This is a genomic window from Mesorhizobium sp. M7A.F.Ca.CA.002.05.1.1 (genome assembly GCF_003998335.1).
In the GTDB taxonomy this organism is placed as follows: Bacteria; Pseudomonadota; Alphaproteobacteria; order Rhizobiales; family Rhizobiaceae; genus Mesorhizobium.
The window spans coordinates 1-1628 of sequence record NZ_RZQI01001132.1; the positions used below are offsets into that span (position 1 = coordinate 1).

Below are 1628 nucleotides of genomic sequence, written 5' to 3' on the forward strand. Positions count from 1 at the left end.
GTTGGCGACGTCGAGATCCTCAACCCCGACCACGTCATCTGCACGCTGGACGAAGGCGCTGAAATCCGCATGGAATTCACCGTCGACACCGGCAAGGGTTACGTGCCGGCCGACCGCAACCGCGCCGAAGACGCGCCGATCGGCTTGATCCCGGTCGACAGCCTTTATTCGCCGGTCAAGAAGGTCTCCTACAAGGTCGAGAACACCCGCGAGGGCCAGGTTCTCGACTATGACAAGCTGACCATGACGATCGACACCGACGGTTCGATCACCGGCGAGGACGCGGTGGCTTTCGCCGCCCGCATCCTGCAGGACCAGCTCGGCCTGTTCGTCAACTTCGACGAGCCGCAGAAGGAAGTCGCCGCCGAGGCCGTCACCGAGCTCGCCTTCAACCCGGCGCTGCTCAAGAAGGTCGACGAACTCGAGCTTTCGGTGCGTTCGGCCAACTGCCTGAAGAACGACAACATCGTCTATATCGGCGACCTGATCCAGAAGACCGAAGCCGAGATGCTGCGCACCCCGAACTTCGGCCGCAAGTCGCTGAACGAGATCAAGGAAGTCTTGGCGGCGATGGGCTTGCACCTCGGCATGGAAGTGCCGGACTGGCCGCCGGAAAACATCGAAGATCTCGCTAAGCGTTACGAAGACCAATATTGAGCATGAATTCCAAGGATGGGCGGCGTGGGCCGCTCGATCCGACGGTCATGCGGAAAACCATCAGAGGCCGCGGCCTCTTGAACAACTGAAGAAGGAAAAGAGCCATGCGCCACGGTTTCAAAGGCCGTCGCTTCGCCCGAAGCATTAGCCATCGCAAGTCGATGTTCGCCAACCTCGCCGTGTCGCTGCTCGAGCACGAGCAGATCGTCACGACCTTGCCGAAGGCGAAGGACCTGCGTCCGATCGTCGAGAAGCTGGTGACGCTCGGCAAGCGCGGCGACCTGCATGCCCGCCGCCAGGTCATTGCCCAGATCGGCAATGAAGGCGTCGTCAAGCGTCTGTTCGACACCATCGCGCCGCGCTACGCCAACCGCAATGGCGGCTATCTGCGCATCATGAAGGCGGGCTTCCGTCACGGTGACAACGCCGCCATGGCCGTCATCGAGTTCGTCGATCGCGACGTTTCGGCCAAAGGCGCCGGCGACCGCGCTCGCATCGAAGCCGAAAGCGCTGACGCGGACGCCGCAGCCGCATAAGGCTCGGTTTTCCCAAATGAGTTCAAAGGGGCCTGCGGGCCCCTTTTTTGTTTGCCGATGTTTGCTGTCCATCGGCCAGCGCCAGGTACTGGCTTCCGCTCAACAGCTTCCAATCGAATGCACCCGGTACCTCTTCAGTGTTCGGGTAAGGATATGAATAGATACTGTCGAGGACGGCTCGAGAATCGATTTTCGCCATCGCTTGCGACGGGGAGGAGGCCTTCAAATAGGTTTCGGCATCTTGGTTGCCGATGAAGTCGGCAGCCACATGAAAATGTATCTGAATCGGTCCGGCGCAGATGTTCATCCCGATGTCATGGCCGGATGCCGCGTAGAAAACCTTGGCCTGATCTGGAGTCCAAAGGCCGGCACCCAGGAACTCTGATGGCTTTGTCTTTCCGCTGAACCCGTCCAGGGAGAGTGCAAAGCGAGTGG

Annotated in this window: 3 protein-coding genes; 2 read left to right on the top strand and 1 reads right to left on the bottom strand. The window is 60.3% G+C overall.

What is annotated here, in order from left to right; all coding sequences use genetic code 11:
- A partial coding sequence (locus EN939_RS33310; RefSeq protein WP_127271722.1) for a DNA-directed RNA polymerase subunit alpha occupies window positions 1-657 on the top strand: 657 nt, incomplete at its 5' end.
- Window positions 658-761: 104 nt separating this feature from the next.
- Entirely contained in the window at window positions 762-1193 is a 432-nt protein-coding gene (rplQ, locus tag EN939_RS33315; protein WP_013531439.1) for a 50S ribosomal protein L17, read from the top strand.
- A gap of 22 nt (window positions 1194-1215) precedes the next feature.
- Here rplQ and EN939_RS38315 read toward each other — a convergent pair.
- Window positions 1216-1628, bottom strand: a 413-nt coding sequence (locus EN939_RS38315) for a hypothetical protein (RefSeq protein WP_164751475.1), incomplete at its 5' end; no start/stop codon positions are given.

Excerpts from the sequence above, each read along its gene's own strand:
- rplQ (WP_013531439.1), top strand. The coding sequence starts at position 762 with ATGCGCCACGGTTTCAAAGGCCGTCGCTTCGCCCGAAGCATTAGCCAT.